The organism is Pseudalkalibacillus sp. Hm43, from assembly GCF_054170705.1.
The window spans coordinates 2,029,348-2,044,006 of record NZ_CM135129.1; the positions used below are offsets into that span (position 1 = coordinate 2,029,348).

Annotated in this window: 15 protein-coding genes; 2 read left to right on the plus strand and 13 right to left on the minus strand. The window is 43.9% G+C overall.

Annotated elements, in window-relative coordinates:
- Nucleotides 1-7: 7 nt before the first annotated feature.
- Complete coding sequence (locus ACXQIQ_RS10800) at nt 8-925, minus strand: aldo/keto reductase (protein ID WP_439302182.1); 918 nt, start codon at nt 923-925, stop codon at nt 8-10.
- Nucleotides 926-1,268: 343 nt separating this feature from the next.
- Complete coding sequence (locus ACXQIQ_RS10805) at nt 1,269-1,736, minus strand: hypothetical protein (RefSeq protein WP_439302183.1); 468 nt, start codon at nt 1,734-1,736, stop codon at nt 1,269-1,271.
- A gap of 160 nt (nt 1,737-1,896) precedes the next feature.
- Here ACXQIQ_RS10805 and ACXQIQ_RS10810 point away from each other — a divergent pair, with 160 nt between their 5' ends.
- On the plus strand, nt 1,897-2,331 hold the full coding sequence (locus ACXQIQ_RS10810; RefSeq protein WP_439302184.1) for a CHRD domain-containing protein: 435 nt from the start codon (nt 1,897-1,899) through the stop codon (nt 2,329-2,331).
- A gap of 183 nt (nt 2,332-2,514) precedes the next feature.
- Here ACXQIQ_RS10810 and ACXQIQ_RS10815 read toward each other — a convergent pair whose 3' ends face one another.
- The 8 genes from ACXQIQ_RS10815 to ACXQIQ_RS10850 all read right to left on the minus strand — a co-directional run bounded on the left by ACXQIQ_RS10815 (nt 2,515) and on the right by ACXQIQ_RS10850 (nt 10,495).
- Nucleotides 2,515-3,024: a hypothetical protein gene (locus tag ACXQIQ_RS10815; RefSeq protein WP_439302185.1), complete on the minus strand. Its 510-nt coding sequence runs from the start codon at nt 3,022-3,024 to the stop codon at nt 2,515-2,517.
- Nucleotides 3,025-3,115: 91 nt separating this feature from the next.
- Complete coding sequence (locus ACXQIQ_RS10820) at nt 3,116-4,276, minus strand: MFS transporter (protein ID WP_439302186.1); 1,161 nt, start codon at nt 4,274-4,276, stop codon at nt 3,116-3,118.
- A gap of 80 nt (nt 4,277-4,356) precedes the next feature.
- On the minus strand, nt 4,357-4,992 hold the full coding sequence (locus tag ACXQIQ_RS10825) for a hypothetical protein (protein ID WP_439302187.1): 636 nt from the start codon (nt 4,990-4,992) through the stop codon (nt 4,357-4,359).
- A 15-nt stretch (nt 4,993-5,007) separates the two neighbouring features.
- Entirely contained in the window at nt 5,008-6,231 is a 1,224-nt protein-coding gene (locus ACXQIQ_RS10830) for a YHYH domain-containing protein (protein ID WP_439302188.1), read from the minus strand.
- A 160-nt stretch (nt 6,232-6,391) separates the two neighbouring features.
- Nucleotides 6,392-7,864 (minus strand): protein adenylyltransferase SelO, encoded by a 1,473-nt coding sequence (locus tag ACXQIQ_RS10835; RefSeq protein WP_439302189.1) that lies wholly within the window; start codon nt 7,862-7,864, stop codon nt 6,392-6,394.
- 119 nt (nt 7,865-7,983) lie between these two features.
- Nucleotides 7,984-9,075, minus strand: coding sequence for an ABC transporter permease (locus ACXQIQ_RS10840; RefSeq protein WP_439302190.1), 1,092 nt, complete (start codon nt 9,073-9,075; stop codon nt 7,984-7,986).
- Nucleotides 9,072-9,998, minus strand: a complete 927-nt coding sequence (locus ACXQIQ_RS10845) for an ABC transporter ATP-binding protein (RefSeq protein ID WP_439302191.1) — start codon at nt 9,996-9,998, stop codon at nt 9,072-9,074. Before ACXQIQ_RS10845 ends, ACXQIQ_RS10840 begins: the two co-directional genes overlap by 4 nt.
- 68 nt (nt 9,999-10,066) lie before the next feature.
- Nucleotides 10,067-10,495 (minus strand): DUF6526 family protein, encoded by a 429-nt coding sequence (locus ACXQIQ_RS10850; RefSeq protein ID WP_439302192.1) that lies wholly within the window; start codon nt 10,493-10,495, stop codon nt 10,067-10,069.
- Nucleotides 10,496-10,687: 192 nt separating this feature from the next.
- On the opposite strand from ACXQIQ_RS10850, the gene ACXQIQ_RS10855 reads away from it, so the two are divergent.
- The gene (locus ACXQIQ_RS10855) at nt 10,688-12,049 is read left to right on the plus strand and encodes a sodium-dependent transporter (protein WP_439302193.1); all 1,362 of its coding nucleotides are present in this window, start codon (nt 10,688-10,690) and stop codon (nt 12,047-12,049) included.
- Between the two features lie 45 nt (nt 12,050-12,094).
- Here ACXQIQ_RS10855 and ACXQIQ_RS10860 read toward each other — a convergent pair whose 3' ends face one another.
- From ACXQIQ_RS10860 to ACXQIQ_RS10870, 3 genes are all read right to left on the minus strand, one after another.
- A complete protein-coding gene (locus tag ACXQIQ_RS10860) occupies nt 12,095-12,802 on the minus strand; it encodes a YwaF family protein (RefSeq protein WP_439302194.1) in 708 nt (235 codons plus the stop codon).
- Between the two features lie 120 nt (nt 12,803-12,922).
- On the minus strand, nt 12,923-13,684 hold the full coding sequence (locus ACXQIQ_RS10865; RefSeq protein ID WP_439302195.1) for an ABC transporter permease: 762 nt from the start codon (nt 13,682-13,684) through the stop codon (nt 12,923-12,925).
- Complete coding sequence (locus ACXQIQ_RS10870; RefSeq protein WP_439302196.1) at nt 13,681-14,601, minus strand: ABC transporter ATP-binding protein; 921 nt, start codon at nt 14,599-14,601, stop codon at nt 13,681-13,683. Before ACXQIQ_RS10870 ends, ACXQIQ_RS10865 begins: the two co-directional genes overlap by 4 nt.
- Nucleotides 14,602-14,659: the final 58 nt, after the last annotated feature.

Genomic DNA, 14,659 nt, shown 5'->3' on the forward strand with positions numbered 1-14,659 from the left:
CTCCTTTTTACGGTAGATTGTTGCCAGCTGCGAGGTACAGGTCGTACCATTCTTGTCGTGTCAGTTTAATGTGTGATGCCTTCGCGATGTCAGAGAGACGCTTTGGATTCATCGACCCGACGACCGGTTGGATGTTCGCTGGGTGACGCAGAATCCACGCAATCGCAATCGCTGAATCTGTCACATCGTATTTTTCAGCGAGCTCTTGAAGCTTCGCATTCACTTCAGGGAAATCAGGGTTCCCGACAAATACGCCTTCGATCATGCCGTATTGGAACGGAGACCACGCTTGGATTGTCATGTTGTTCAGGCGGCTGTACTCGAGCATGCCACCGTCACGCATCACGGAAAAATCGTTCTGCATGTTCACGTTGATACCCGCGTCGAGCATCGGCGTATGCATGAGGCTGAACTGCATCTGATTGAGGATCAGGTCTTGTCCGAGGCACTTCTTCAACAGCTCGATCTGCATCGGATTATGGTTGCTCACACCGAAATGACGGACTTTACCGCTCTCTTTTAACGTTGTAAAAGCTTCCGCTACCTCTTCTGGCTCCATGAGCGCATCCGGCCGATGAAGCGCCAGGATGTCTACGTAATCCGTGTTGAGACGTTTCAAGCTCTCTTCCACCGAACCGATGATGTGCTCTTTCGAGAAATCATAAAATCCGTTGCGGATGCCGCACTTCGTCTGGATGACCATCTTCTCACGAAGAGAAGAATTCATGTCGATCGCCGCCGCGAAAGCCTCTTCGGACTTCCCTTGTCCGTAAATATCAGCGTGGTCGAACAGGTTGACCCCTTCTTCCAACGCGTTTTCAATCACATATGTAGCGTCCTTCGTTTCAAGAGCGTGCATGCGCATGCAACCGAGCGCAATCTCTCCAACCTCCAAACCACTATTCCCAAGCTGAATCTTCTTCAAGGTAACACCTCATTTACATTTTGTTCTATTATCGTATCACGAAGTTGTAATCCGCACCTGATTCGAGGTCCTGAATATAGAAAAACCTGACCGCAGAAGAATAATCCTGCGGTCAGGTTTTTTGATTATAAGCCGAATTCGCGAATTATAATCCAAAAATGAGATTTATAATCCAAAATCGAGATTTACAATCCAAATTTCAAAATTATAATCCAGATTTGAGATTTATAATCCTAACCTGAGGATTATAAACTCATTTATAAAGAACCCACTAAATAAACAGTGCCAGGTACCGATCAGCAACCGTTGATACGACTGCATTCTGAATCGGTACCTGGCACCGCTACTCTTTCAACAGTTGGTCAACGCGGTTTTGCATCGACAGAATCACAGTCCGTTTATACCGTGCCCCGAGGTACAACACCCGGATTTGCTGAAAACGCGACAACTCTTTGAACCTTGGCTCTTGCTTTAAAAATTTCCGCACTATCGACCAGCTCTTTGGCACGAGAGGATAGTCATCCTGATGAGGCTCCTTCCAAAAACGCATCAGCCAGCCGCGCAAACCCCCAGCATCCTCCTGATCCACTAAACAGGGCGCATACACATGCTTCGTGAACTTGCTCAAATAATCAAACCGCTCCAACCCGCTCACTAAAATGTAGTTGTCGTCCTTCCGGTTCTCCTTCACCACCAACAGGTACATGCAATCCCACACGATTCCCTGTAACTTCTTCAGCCGCTCTGACATCTTCACCGTTACCCCGGGTTTGATCTTGCTCAACGGAATATACTGGACCGTGAATTTCATCCGTACCCTCTCCTCCGCCCTTCATTCCCCTAACAGCAGTATATGAACTGTCTGGGCGTTTGTGCACAAAGGACAAATCAGCCAAGACCTGTACTTCTATCTATACCAAAAGACGAGCCCTTGAATACACTACTATAGTCTCTCTTAAGGAGGTGATTGAATGTACAAGTTCTTTGCTGCCAATTTGAGCGGGAGAGAGGAAGTCCCTCCGGTCGTGACCGACGCCAACGGTATTGCCAAATTTGCTGCCTCTAAATGCAGAACCCGCATTAAGTTCGAATTGCAAGTCAACGATATCCGTAACTTCGTCCAAGCCCACATCCACTTCGGGGCACGTGGTGAAAACGGACCTGTCCTTGCTTTCTTGTTCGGAGCTGACCTTGCGACACTTGCCGAACAAAACGGCATTACAACGCGAAAAGGTACTGTAAGAGGCACCATTACGAACGATGACATCGAACCGAATACTGTCGGTGTAAAAACGGTGGAAGACCTGCTTCGTCTCATGGAGCGGAAATTGACATACGTAAACGTTCACACCGAGCAAAACCTAGGCGGAGAAATCCGCGGGCAGATTAAACCCGTTCTACTATAGTTCCATTTTTTAAAGAAAACTTGGTAAAGCCAAGGCTTTTGTCGAAGGCTGCGCCATAGTTGCACTTATACTGAAGAAAGTATTTATACTTTCTTTAAGTGAAAAAGTGGACGAGTTATGATTGAATACAAAACAGCAAACCACCCAAAAACACCTCCCAGCAAACGGCCAGGAGGTGTCTTTTTAGATTTCATCCAATCGATCAAGCGAATCTATCACATGGTCGACGAGATTCGGAATGTCCTCAATTTGATCTTCGTTGATTTTTCGATTGAATTTAATTTCAATCTTATTCATCATCTCATTCTGCCCGTATACATAAGACAGTGTTTGGACCGGTGGCTGACCCTGGTCCCATATTTCGTCCAAAGCTTCTTGGATCTGCGCGCATTGTTCTTCCACAGAATCAATCTCCTTGTAAAAACGAACCGTGAGCTGACACCCTGGGTCTTCTCCTTTTACCTCTAAAATCTCAGTTGCCAAATCCTTGAGTGATGCGTCCAGAACAATCTCCGCCTTCACCTCAGGAGAATCTGCGAGCACGAACTGAAGCACGAACGACCTAGACATCGTCGCCATCTCCATAAGGTCCTCCCGGTTGGTCACCGTCACTTCCTCTGCGAGGTTATCGAGATCATACACGTAATTCTCAATGGATACTTTTAAGTTATCAAAAATGGTTGGATCAAACATATGAGGTTCCTCGCGATCTATGTAGTTACTAACTCTTATTATACAGTGTTACATCTTACTATTCTGCAGTTGCTCCCCTTATCCCTTCTGTTCACTTATGTAAAACCGGTTTAGGACTAACCTTAAGCATCTGCATGCCGATCACCGTGATGGAAAGACCGATGACGACGAAGGTGAGAAAGTATGGAGAAATCATGTCTCTGAACGTTCCGGCGACAAGCGAACTCGTAATCATGCCGAGTGAAAAAACAGCGGACAGAATGCCGAATGCGGTTCCGTGCTTGCTCTTATCGGTGTTCTCTGTGAGTAAGGTTGTGACTGCTGGAAACAGCACGCCGAGCCCCGCCCCAATAAGGAACAACGTCTGATTGAAAGAAATCGGCACGAGTGGCATGACCATTTGATAAAAGGAAAAACCTAACACGAGCATGCCGAACATCGTCCGGATTGAAGCCGATATGCGATTGATCCACGTCATGCATACGACCACCAGCGTCCCTAATCCGATGATGCTGAACAGCCTCCCTCCATGACTCATCGAGATCCCCTCTTCTACCATTAAAAAAGGCAGCTCATACATGAGCGTTCCGTGCACATACATTAACGTGAAGCTGACAAAATAGACCGCCACCAACTGTTGGCTTAGCTTAAACCTGCCGCCACTCGCCACCTTTTCCCGGTGGACTACTATCGGATTAAACTCCTTTATGAAAAAGAGCGCATAAACTGCCGTCAACAAGAGGGCGGATCCGATGACGAAGTACGAACCACGAAAGTCCACGTGCTCCACCAGATGTCCCCCAATTAATGGCGCTAAAATGTTCGCAATTGTAATGAGCAGACCGTTGAACGCCATGTTCTTCCCCTGTTCATGGCTGTTCCTCGCATAACCAGATAAAAGCGCAAAACACGCAGGTGTCATAAATGCAAGCACAAAACCGTTGAACAACCTCAGCACCAACAAGCCGTCAGGACCGGTTACGAACCCATGCCCCGCCATTAAAAGTCCTGATATAAAAAGAGGTACCACAATGAAGTGTTTCTTGCCGATTGCATCAATGAGCGGTCCAGCAATCAAGTTGCCGCACAAGTTCGCGAACGAAGACACACTCATTAAAATGCTCACAAAAAAGGTCGTCGCCCCAAGCGCCACCGCATAAGGAGTAAAGATCGGAAACTGTATATGTAAACTCAACGACATGAAGAACAAAACCAAGTAGATCGCAAAAATGCCCCTCCGCCTCTCACCCATACAAACACCCCCACCTAAAGTGTATGAGGTGGGGGTGGGAAAGAGACATGCATTCCATAATATATATAAATATCTATGCTTTAACTATATTGATTTGAAAGATTCAATACTAAGTCACCAAATCGTTTTAGTTGCTTTTGATCAAATATTTCATCGAACTCTAATTTCTTCACACCATACTGGATTTTAAAACCTCGTTCAAGAACTCCATCTTTAAACCATTTCACATCTTTAATTGTTTGATATCTGAACTTTTGCTGATAATCACTATGGTCCGCAACAAACCAAACCCTTTTATTCGTTGCGATCAAGTAACCTTTCATTTCCTTCTTACTGGATTTATCGAACTCACAGTGGATAAACGATAGTCCTTTTTCATCCTTTTCGAATATTGTGTTTAAAATATTTAAGAAACGGGCTTTATTACGTTTAACTTCATTGAACTCATAGTCCGTATATTCTAATTGATGGACGTCGACTAACTTATAAAGAATGGAAAGGACTTCCTTTTCTTCTCTAGCTTTGCGCTCCTCTTGTTCTTTTAGAGTTTGTTCTCGCTTGGCCTGAGCTTCGGCTTTTTTCTTTGCTTTTTCCTCTTCTTTTTCCGCACGATATGTTTCTACTTTTTCTTTAATCACATTTTGGTCGCTTTTTTTGGTTAACATCTTAACAAATGTGTCTTCAACTTTATAACAAACCTTTTGATAAATCCCCATAATCGTCACCTCTCATCAGGCAATCATTTTTTTTGCTACATAAAATCTACGTCCAAGCCATCCTGTAATCAGTGCAACAAAACCGAGAGCCGTTTGAGTGTTCTCTTTTTGTTGTTGATCTTGATACTCTTCTGCTCCAATTTCATAATAATGATTAAAAATTTTCTTAGAAGCGATATATTTTTCAGGAATTTCAAGTACTTTACCAGATTGGCCCATGTTGTATGCTAGACTCTGGATTTCCTTCACTTCAGTATTTGAATTAAATCCTTCCTTGTACCATTCAACGTATTTATCTTTTTTGAGATTAGGCTTTTTGAAATTGACATATTTAAAAGCGTCTTGATAACCCTTGTCAAAATATCTTTGCTTTAGTTTCTTTTGACCCTCTTCAAACCCTTTACTGTATGATTTTAAGAAATTTTCTTCAAGACCGTTCAATTCTTCTTGAATATCATCTTTTCCATTCTTGAAACCCATCGCATAGTATTCTTTCTCTTTTTCTTTGATTCTTTCATTTAATGCTTTGTTAAATCCAGATTCATATGATGATTTTAAACTTACATTCTTATTGTATTTTCCTGGTAATTCGAGCTTGTCGGTTTTCTGCCCTAATGCGTAACCCTCTTTCTCTGCTTGTTCCTTTTCGGCATTAATTTTACTCTTTCCCTCTTCATAACCTTTTTTATATGCAGATCTATAGCCTTCTATATATGCATCAGAACCTTTAACAGGTGTTGAATTACTCTCTTTTTCTGAGTACCCATCACTCAGACCTCTTTTATATCCTTCAGTTTCACCATTTGCTTTATCTTTTGCTGCATTTTGTTTTGCGATTTGTTCGGGACTCCCATTAATTTTAGATGTGTCATATCCACTTGGTGCTTCACACGGTATCCCATCATCTACAGTATTACCCCATCCATCTAAGTTCTCCGGATCATATGTTTTGGAATAGCCTTTAGCATTCCAGTACTTTACCACTTCTTCATAACTTGAGAAGTCAGAACAATCTTTGTCTGCTGATTGGTTACTAGATGAACCCGTTGACGAACCTCCCGAAGAACTACCTCCACCTCCATTATGGTAATGATAACCGCTACACAGTCCTTTAGCCTTAGATTTCTCAGAACAGTTATGACCACCACTACTGTCAGTTCTACCAGAATGAGCAGATACCAAATCAACGTTTGAAACAGATAGTAAAAGAATGATAAATAATAACGATAATTTCTTCATGTTGCATCCCTTTCCATAATTTTCTTTTATTTTAATATAATATATATTGTATTGGTAGACTTTTTTCCATAAAAAAACAGCCCCAATAATTTTTAAGAGACTGTTCTAAATATGAATGAATTTATATACTTAACTTACATAAAATACCGTTACTCTCATATTATGTTCCACAATAAGTAACGAAAGGTTGATCCGTTTCTGGAAGTTTACAATACTCCTGCTGATCATTTTCGTGGGAATACGGATTAGAAAGAGCATCGAGAAGTTCCATCATTACTCCAAAATCACTCTGTTCTGTTGCTGCTTTTAAAGCTTCTTCCACTCTGTGATTTCTCGGAATAACTGCTGGGTTGTTGTCTTTCATCAATTGTTGAGAGTCCTCATTCGATTGCTCTTGGCGTTCAAGTCTCTCCTGCCAGCGTTTTTTCCACTCTTCGTACTCTGAGCTCTTCAACAAATCTTCGGTTCCTTCATATTCCTTATCAAAAGTCAGGGCTAGGAATGTGTTGGTGTAGTCGGCTTTGTTTTCTTGCATGAGTTTAAGCAAGTCTTCAAATAGTTTTTCGTCTTCTTTTTCTTCGTTAAAGAGCCCGAGTTTTTTGCGCATGCCGTTTAGCCAGTGAGCATAGTAGAAGTCGGCGAAATATCCAAGTTCTTTTTCAGCTAGTTTGATCGCTTCCTTCTGGTCTTCGTGAATGAGTGGCAGTAGCGTTTCTGCAAATCGAGCAAGATTCCACGCTCCGATGGCTGGTTGGTTACGATATGCATAGCGTCCTTGCGTGTCGATCGAACTGAAGACTGTTGCTGGGTCGAATGTATCCATGAACGCGCATGGCCCGTAGTCGATCGTTTCACCGCTGAGTGCCATATTATCTGTATTCATGACACCATGAATGAAACCGACGAGCTGCCATTTGGCGATCAACTCCGCTTGTCGCTTCATTACTTCCTTCAACAAGGTTAGATAACGCTCTGGACCTTCCTCTTTTATATACGAGTAATGGCGATCAATCGTATACTCTGCGAGTTCTTTCAATTCATCTAAATCATCGCCTTTTCCGGCTACATATTGGAACGTTCCGACACGAATGTGGCTAGATGCGACACGAGTCAATATCGCTCCTGGCAATGCGGTTTCTCGATAGATTGGTTCACCAGTAGTCACCACTGCTAAGCTGCGTGTTGTCGGGATTCCGAGACCATGCATCGCTTCACTGATAATGTACTCACGTAGCATCGGTCCGAGGGCTGCTCGTCCATCTCCTCCACGAGAGTAAGGTGTGCGACCAGATCCTTTGAGTTGGATATCGAATCGTTTTCCGTCCGGTGTAATATGCTCACCAATCATCATCGCTCGTCCATCGCCTAACATGGTGAAGTTTCCGAATTGGTGTCCAGCATACGCTTGCGCCAGAGGCAGTGCAGCTTCTGGGACACTGTTTCCTGCGAACACCTCAATTCCTTCTTCACCTTGGAGTGCTTTTTTATCTAATCCGAGTTGTTCTGCTAATTTTCCATTAAAGATAATCAGTTTCGGGTCTTGTACTGGGTTCGGTTCAATCTTGGAGTAGAAGGATTCGGGCAGTTGTGCGTAACTGTTGTCAAAGTTCCATCCTGCGTTTGTCACTTCCATCTCTCCTTTCCATTAATCAATCATATTTATGAGAACGTCTTTAGTGTTACTTTTTACCGTTTTCATATACTCTAACACATTTAAAAAACTGAGTTGAATCGCTCAACTCAGTTTTCGTCTTATTCCCATTTAAAAACATAACTTGCGAGTGCGAATCCGCCTATGAGCCATGCACCTAGGATCAGCGTTTCGGTTCCTAACTGCATGATGGATGTTCCGATGTTCATCGTTTCGCGTAACGCTGAGCTTAAATGCGCAATCGGTAAAACCTTTACGATCGGCTGGATCCAGTCAGGCATGTTGCTGATCGGGAAGAACACGCCACCGAGGAACAGCATCGGGAAGGATGCGAATCCTGCAATCGGTCCTGCACTTTCCGGGTTTTTCGCAATACCAGCTATAATGAAGCCGATCGCCATAAAGGCGAGTGTCCCCAACGCAATGAAAAAGATCAACGCGAGCCAGGAACCGACGACATTGATGTTAAAAATGAGGTCGGCAATCAACACGACGAGCAATGCCTGTGTTCCGTTCAATGCTAAACGCGCTGTAATTTGTGCGGCGATGAACGTCGATGCTTTCAAGCGTGTCCCTTGCATACGTCGCAAAATCCCGCGTTCACGCCATGCGGAAATTTGCCCTGCTACCCCGTTCATGTTGTTGCTCATGATCATCATCGCGACAATCCCTGGTACCAGGAAGTCGATGTAACGGATGTTGAGCGCTTCGATTCCGACTTTCTCTACCGTTACGACTGGCTGATAGTCGACCAGCTGTTTGCTGTATTGATCGATGATGCCGTTCACGACCGTCAGTCCAAGCTCAGCAGTCGTTAAATTTTTCTCATTATAATAGACCGGAAGTGAGAAGGCGTCATTCCCGTCCTCCAAACTCGTTTCATATCCTTCAGGAATCTCAATCAGTAGCTGGATGTCACCATTTTCAACGGCATCCTTTCCTGCTTCTACTTTTTCATAAGAATCGGTTTGAATCCCTTCGTTCTTGTAAAATAAATCTCTCAACTCTTTGGATGCTTCGGTATCATCCAGATCGACCATCCCGACGTTCAAAGATAGCGAATTGCCACCACCGACAAAGGAGCCGAGGGCGAGCATCAGTATGACAGGGAAGAGTAAGGTGAAGAACAACACTTGCTTGTTCCGCGCAAAGATCCGGAGTTGTGCTACGGTTAACTGCCAATATGCTCTCATGATTCTCGTAAACTCCTCCCTGTCATATGGATGAACACATCCTCAAGTGTGGCGGTGCGCGTTTGGAGATCTTCAATGTGCAAATCGTGTTCAGCCGATACTTGAATGAGCGAAGTGAGCGCAAGCTGTAGATTATCCGTAAACAGTTGCACGAAAGTGTCTTTAATCGACACTTCCTCTACCCCGTCCATCTCCATGAACCATTCCTTCTCAGGCGGATTGGACAGACGGAATTCGACTGTGCTTGTCGCCTCCAACTTTTTCACGAGATTCGTTGGCGTGTCGAGCGCAATCAACTCGCCTTGATCCATGATCCCGATCCGGTCACAGAGCACATGGGCTTCATCCATATAATGTGTTGATAAAAGAACCGTTTTTCCACGTTCCTTCAATCGGAGCACAATATCCCATAACGTTCTCCTCGCCTGTGGATCGAGTCCCGTCGTCGGCTCATCCAGGAACACGATCTCAGGATCATGGATGAGCGCGAGCGCAATCGCGAGCCGCTGCTTCTGTCCTCCAGAAAGCCCCTTGATGCGGTCCTTCCTTTTTTCCGTTAAAAGCATATCATCCACCAACTGATCGAGGTCCACATTCTTCGGGTAGAAGCTCGCATACAGATGCAAGATTTCTTCCACTTTTAAAAGTTCAAATAAAGAAGTCGATTGGAGCTGGACGCCGATGACCTCTTTCACTTGATTCACTTGTTTTCGGACGTCAAAGCCTGCAAGTGCTGCCGTCCCTTCATCCGGTTTACGGAGACCGACGAGCATTTCAATCGTCGTCGTCTTACCTGCACCATTCGGTCCAAGCAGACCGAAAATCTCACCTTTCTTTACCTGGAACTCCACACCGTTCACGGCGGTAAAGGTGCCGTAGCGTTTCACCAACCCTTTTACATCCACCATCGTTTCCGTACTCATAACCTGCCCCCTTATGTATGAAAAAAGAAACAGCCCGATTATGAGCTGTTCTTGAGGTTCTTCTTCAATTATACGCGATGATGGTCTGCCCGCCAATTTTGTATCGCCTTTTTAATATCATCTGGCTTAAGATTTTCAGCCTTCGCGCGTTCCGCCAAATCCAGGTATTCTTCATCTGATGCGAACCGGAGTGCAATCACCTGGGCAGTCGTGAGCTCAGGATCTAATAGATTGCCAGTCAGGCGGTAATGTCGGAAGTTTTCCTCGGCCCGGATGACCCGGTCCTGAACTTTTAACGCATATAACCGGACAATGGACCCAACTAAAAGAAGTGTGAGCAGCATGAATAGGACAACCAGGCTAAGAAGCCACTGATCGACGATGTTCTGGATGATGAAGGTGACCGATAAAATAAGCGTGATAAGTGCAAGAACCGTAAGTGCCTTATGGAACTTCGGATCGATTTTGCGGTGGTTTTGATAGTTTTGTTCTGACAAGAATATGACCTCCTCTATTATGTAAGCCATCTAAAGTATATCGTTTCTACCGCAGGAATAGAACGATAAATGCCTTTCCTACGGTACAGCCAAAAATATTTTTTGTAAAAATGAGAAAATTATGTCATTTTTTTAGCTCGTTCATGTATTATAAATAGTAGAAATCTACTAATTTACAAGGGGGTTGTTTAAATGAGTCAAGGGTTGGAGCAACAAGCCCGTGAACAGTGGAAGACGCGTACTGGCTTTATGCTAGCTTCGATGGGTTCCGCAATCGGGTTGGGGAACATTTGGAAGTTTCCGTACATTACGGGTGAAAATGGGGGAGCCGCATTTATTATCGTTTATTTGATCTGTATCGCCCTCATCGGTATTCCGATCATGCTTGCGGAATTTGCAGTCGGTCGAAATACACAAAAGGATGCCGTCGGTTCATTCAGAGAATTGACACCAGGTAAGCCATGGTTTATCACCGGTATTTTTGGAGTAGCAGCTGCATTTCTCATTCTTTCATTCTATGGAGTTGTAGCAGGTTGGGCATTATCGTATACGACTAAAGCAATGAGTGGGGATCTCCTCGCTATCCCTGCTGATCAAATGGGTGACGCTTTCGGTGGGTTCATCGGAAACGCTCTCAGTCCGATTCTTTGGCAGACCTTATTCATGGCCATCGTCATTATCGTTGTTGTAAGAGGTATTAAGGAAGGTATTGAGAAATGGAATAAAATCTTGATGCCGACACTAGCAGTCCTTTTGGTTATATTGGTTATCCGAGCTGTAACGTTACCAGGTGCAGGTGAAGGAGTTTCCTTCCTACTATCACCTGATTTCTCAGCACTGAATGCAAATGCAATTCTGGTTGCTTTAGGTCACGCGTTCTTCTCCCTCAGCTTAGGGATGGGTACGATGATTACGTACGGTAGTTATGTACCGAAGAACGTGAACCTTCCTACTGCAGCAACTGGTGTCAGCTTAGCAGATACAGGTTTTGCATTGTTGGCAGGTTTGGCAATCTTCCCAGCGGTCTTCGCGTTCGGCATGGATCCAGGTGCAGGACCGGGATTGATTTTCGTCACACTTCCGGCTGTTTTTGAAATGATGCCATTCGGTCAATTCTTCTCAGTCCTATTCTTCTTATTGATTTCAATGGCAGCGTTAACCTCTGCTATTTCAATCCTTGAAGTACCGGTTGCGTACTTCATGCGTAAGTTCGAATGGACTCGTAAAAAGGCAACTTGGATTATCGGTACAATCATCTTCTTGTTCGGAATTCCATCTTCCCTTTCTCTTGGAGCTTGGGGTGGATTCACAATCTTCGGTCTAGGCTTCTTCGATGCCGTTGACTATCTTGCATCCAACATCCTTCTCCCACTCGGTGGATTGTTGACTGCACTATTCGTAGGATGGGCACTTGGCAAGCAGAAGTCCCTTGAAATCGGTGGGCTCAGCGAAGCAAGTGTGTGGGGCAAACTTTGGATCCTTTCCTTACGATTTGTCGCACCAGTATTGATTCTACTTGTTATGGCTTCCGTTTTAGGATTCCTAACGTTTTAATTGGGGACGGTTCTCTTGCTTCAACAGCAGGAGAACCGTTTTTTATTATGCCTTTCTCTTCTCCCTCCTCATCAGCATCTCCATCGGAAGGTACGTGATAAAGAAGACAATGACCGCTGCGAATTCAAGATTGATGTAGTATAGAACTCCGGATCCGAAAAAGGACAATATCGTTTCAGATTCGGTCGGGTTGGCTAAGTAAAAGAAGTTGGTGTCCAACAGAAGATTAAGGAAGAAGATCGGAACAGCGATGGCATTGATAAGAACGAATCCGGTCCAGATCGCTTTCCTCGGAACTCGATAACCCTCGTATACGATGAAGTATAAGACCGTCCACGTAATCGCTGCATGATGGAGAAAGTATTTAAGAAAGCGGAAATGAGGAAATTGATAAAACACTTCAGGAGTCAGGATGCTTAAGAACGGCGGAATCAGCCCTGTGAAAAACAAGAAATAGAACGCTTTTTTACTTGGTCTCAAGAAGATATATAGGGCGATGAAAGTACTGATGGAACAGAGGTGTAATGGAAGACTCGCATAATCCCATTGACCAGTTGCGACAACCCAGATTTGGCCGGACACTTCGCTCAACACCAATACCGTGAATAACGTCCATTTGATTTTGGACTTGTGGGGCTTGAGGTGCTTCCTGAATACGATCATGAAAAAGGATACAGCCAAGAACATCAATAGTACGGTGATATGCGGAACGGAGAACAGCTCGAACGTACGCATTTCGGTAACCGAAAACATGATGCCACCCCTATCCTTTTTATGAAGTTGTTACGATTAGTTTATTCGGCCCGGATAGGGTTTAAGAACAGACGCAAAAAAGACGGCCCTTCTGCAAAATGAGCAAAAGAACCGTCCCCTTCACACATCCCTTTTTGTAAAAACAAGTGCGGATAGAACATAGAAGAAAATCATATGAATGAGGATGTTCAAGATTGAAAAGTTCATCGTCATCCCGTAAAACATCGGTTCACCGTAAAAGTATTGTGAAAGATTCGTGTTTGCAAATAGGACGTATTTGAACTGTACAACCTGAAAGTGATTCATGACCGCTAGCAATATTTTGATCGACATGAGAAAGAAAATGGAAAAAGCGACCGAAAACAAACTGCTTCTGGACACAACAGAAAGCATCAATGTAAAGGTAGCAATGATGATCATTTCAAGCGTGCCGAAGAGCGTTTTCAATATGATCTTCATCAATAGCCCATCATCAATGTCCATTAATGTTGGGAAAAAGAATAGGAGCCCAAAGGACAAAGCGAACAGCAGGTGGATCGTCACAACATAGAAGACCGAACTCACGACCGTGATGTATTTCGCGTGCAGGATCTTCAATCGGCTAACAGGCCTTGTCAGCAGCATTTTTACCGTACCTTGTGAGAATTCACTCGAAACGATATCTCCCGCAATGATTACGATTAGAAAGTTAAGCATAAAAATTAAATAGGTGCTCACATGCAGGTACTGCCAAAACGTAAAATCTGTATTGGAATAGATGAACTTCATCCCGACCGCTACGAAAAAGTTCAGGAAAAACAACAGTCCTAATAGCACGGAAGTTCTTCGGCGTTTATATTGTTTGATATGTTCGTTCAGAACCAGCGGGTTAAAGTATGTCATCGTTTTCTCCTTAATCGGGATAAAAAAGCATCCTCGAGCGTCGCTTGAACTCTCTCAATTCCAATGATGTCGATCTCGTACTCTACTAACAACCGATTCATACGAGCCACCTCATGTTCCGTACCCTGTATGTAAAAGCCATCTACCACAACTTCAACCACCTTTTGAAAGAGTGGATCCGTTCTGGGAAACTGATCAAACTTGTCCATGTCCAATAATCTGAAAAAATACCTTTGTTCTTCCGATGGCGTAGAACGTACATCATCTAGAATGCCTTCTGAAACAATCTGCCCCTGGTCAACGATGATGACCCGATCACAGATCATCTCGATTTCCGCTAATAAATGACTGGAAATGAGAATGGAAACCCCTTCGCTTTTCAGTCTTTTTAAATAATTTCGGAGGTCTTGAATGCCTTCCGGATCGAGTCCGTTTGTCGGTTCATCCAACAATAAAATAGAAGGTCTGCTGAGAAACGCCTGGGCTAACCCAAGTCTCTGTCTCATACCCAGTGAGTAAGATTCGACCTTGTCGTGTATGTATTCTTCCATTTCAAGCAGGTCAATCGCTTCTTCCAATCTATTCTTTGAGGCATCAGGTACAAGCCGTACATATTGCATCAAATTATCGTATCCGGATAGATAGTCATAAAAATCAGGATTTTCAATGAGTGCTCCCATGTGGGAAATTGCCTTTTCAAAGTCCTTTTGGATTGAGTGTCCCTCGACGGTGATACTACCAGCCGTCGGTTTTAACAAGCCGACCAGTAATTTTAACAGCGTTGTTTTCCCTGATCCATTCGGTCCGAGCAGCCCTTTGATTTCTCCCTGATTCAAACGGAACGACATATCATCAATGATCGTCGCGTCCCCGATTTTCTTCGTCAAGTTCGTGACCTCTAAAACTGTATCCTGCATCCACATCTTCCTTCCTCAAACACATCACTATAAACTGTTTTATGAAATCTTGATTTAA